The sequence below is a fragment of the Idiomarina sp. UBA4206 genome (assembly GCF_002383015.1).
Taxonomy (GTDB): domain Bacteria; phylum Pseudomonadota; class Gammaproteobacteria; order Enterobacterales; family Alteromonadaceae; genus Idiomarina; species Idiomarina abyssalis.
In genome coordinates this window covers 6,790-9,103 of record NZ_DFTS01000050.1, presented here as the reverse complement: position 1 = coordinate 9,103, position 2,314 = coordinate 6,790, and the positions used below count along the sequence as shown (strand labels likewise).

At 49.4% G+C, this 2,314-nt stretch carries 2 protein-coding genes and 2 tRNA genes (1 of these 4 cut by a window edge); 3 read left to right on the top strand and 1 reads right to left on the bottom strand.

The genetic code is table 11. The features are described from left to right. Window positions 1–519: substrate-binding domain-containing protein (locus B3180_RS10870; RefSeq protein WP_286844472.1), on the top strand; the 519-nt coding region annotated here is incomplete at its 5' end. A gap of 45 nt (window positions 520–564) precedes the next feature. Here B3180_RS10870 and gltX read toward each other — a convergent pair. Next, the gene (gene gltX, locus B3180_RS10865) at window positions 565–1,971 is read right to left on the bottom strand and encodes a glutamate--tRNA ligase (RefSeq protein WP_286844470.1); all 1,407 of its coding nucleotides are present in this window, start codon (window positions 1,969–1,971) and stop codon (window positions 565–567) included. A gap of 192 nt (window positions 1,972–2,163) precedes the next feature. Between gltX and B3180_RS10860 the strand changes: the two genes are divergently transcribed. Next, a tRNA-Val gene (locus B3180_RS10860) sits at window positions 2,164–2,239 on the top strand. Window positions 2,240–2,275: 36 nt separating this feature from the next. Further along, window positions 2,276–2,314, top strand: a tRNA-OTHER gene (locus tag B3180_RS10855) (it continues 103 nt past the right edge of the window).

Genomic DNA, 2,314 nt, shown 5'->3' with positions numbered 1-2,314 from the left:
CAGGACGTGCAATACCGGCTGCACTCAATGACCCCCGACCAGTTATTTAATGAGTTGGCTAACCATCAAATTGACCTGGCGCTGGCGAATACCAACGTACGGGGCAGTGACAAGCAATTATGGCAAAGCCGCCTGTTAGCGCGTCAGCCAGTATCCGTTATAGGGCCGCCGGGACGCGATATAGAACGCCTGACAGATGCCTCTTTACGGAACAAAAACTGGGTTCTACCACCGGAAAACATGCCCCAACGTGCGGCATTCGATATGTTAAGCGCCGAATACAAATGGCAACCACGGGTACTTGCCGAGGCAGACGATATGGCAATGTTGCGACTACTGGCGCGTGATAGCGGAGCCCTGGCGGTTATTCCGGATGTTGTTGTGAGGGATGAGTTGAACAACGGGCAGTTAAAACGCTACCTGACTCTGCCCAACGTGTTCGAACACTTTTATGCGATTACTCTAAAGCGCCCTTTCGAGCATCCAATGGTGGCTCGGCTTCTCAAACGCTTTGCGTAGCCCGTTGCAAGGCAAAAGGCTACGCACTCAGTTCAGCGCGGTAACTTACGCTTTTTCACGGTTGGCAATAAACTCTAACGCAAGGTCAATACGCGCCAGAACCGTCTTTTGGGGGATAAGTTCCAGCGTTACATCTAACGAGGGAGAGTTGCCTCCACCGGTGGCTGCAACACGCAGCGGCATACCTACTTTGCCCATGCCGACGTCCAAGTCAGCGGCGGTCTGATTAATTGCCGCCTGAATATTCGCCGCACTCCACTCAGCAACAGCTCCCAGCAATTCTTTGGCTTTTACCAGCGGCTCTTTCGCTACCGGACGTAAATGCTTTTTCGCTGCTTTCTCATCAAACTCTTCAACCGACTCAAAGAAGTAACGGCTAATGGCTGCCATTTCTTTTAAGGTTTTTACCCGGTCAGCCTGCAACGACACAACTTGCTCTAGCGCTGGACCATTGCTTGTGTCCACACCTATTTGGTCAAACTGCCATTGCAATTGCGGTGCAACTTGCTCTGCAGGCAAAGTTTTCATGTAGTGCTGATTTAACCAATTAAGCTTTTCGGTATTAAACGCTGACGCTGCTTTGTTAACGTCATCCAGCTTAAAGTACTCAACCAGCTCTTCACGGCTGAATATTTTCTGGTCACCATGAGACCAGCCCAGGCGTGCTAAGTAATTCACGACCGCTTCCGGCACATAGCCATCATCGCGATACTGCATCACACTGACTGCACCGTGACGTTTCGACAGTTTCTTACCATCGTCACCTAAAATCATCGACACGTGAGCGTACTGAGGTACCGGCGCGCCCAGAGCTTTCAGAATATTAATCTGACGCGGGGTGTTATTAATATGGTCTTCACCACGCACTACGTGAGTAATATTCATGTCCCAGTCATCAACCACCACACAGAAGTTATAAGTCGGCGTACCGTCAGTACGGGCAATGATCAAATCATCCAATTCGGTATTAGCGAACTCAATGCGCCCACGAATGTGATCATCAAAAACCACACTGCCGTCTTGTGGGTTACGGAAGCGGATCACGTACTTATCACCGCCTACGTCAGGATTGTCACGGCAGTGACCGTCGTAACGAGGCTTTTCACCAGCCGCCATTTGCTCTTCACGCATTTTCTCTAAGCGCTCCGTTGAGCAATAACATTTATAGGCTTTGTCTTCTTCCAGTAACTTGTCGATTAACTCTTTATAGCGCTCAAAACGTTGAGTCTGATAATAAGGTCCGCGATCCCAGCTTAAACCTAACCATTCCATACCCTCTAAAATGGCATCAATAGCAGGTTGCGTTGAACGTTCACGGTCGGTATCTTCAATACGCAGCACGAACTCGCCGCCCTGTGCCTTTGCAACTAACCATGAATACAATGCCGTACGGGCACCACCAACGTGCAAATACCCAGTCGGGCTGGGGGCAAAACGCGTTACCACACTCATGTTTATTCCTTTCTTTGAAACCGGTCAATTTAATGAGCGTAAGTTTATCAAGACTGAGCGCTTGGCGCATCTGCTATTCGAAGTGATTAAAATGTCAGCAAACGAACCAAAGTTAGCAATTTTTATTTGACAGTTTATATCTGCGCCCTATAATGCCACCTCGCAACGACGCAGAAGTGTCACAGTGAGAATGGTTGCTTAGCTCAGTTGGGAGAGCATCGCCCTTACAAGGCGAGGGTCACTGGTTCAAGCCCAGTAGCAACCACCACTTCTCTTCTTCCCCTTAGTTGCAGACCTTCAGGATGGTTGCTTAGCTCAGTTGGGAGAGCATCGCCCTTACAAG

Excerpts from the sequence above, each read along its gene's own strand:
- gltX (WP_286844470.1), bottom strand. The coding sequence starts at position 1,971 with ATGAGTGTGGTAACGCGTTTTGCCCCCAGCCCGACTGGGTATTTGCAC.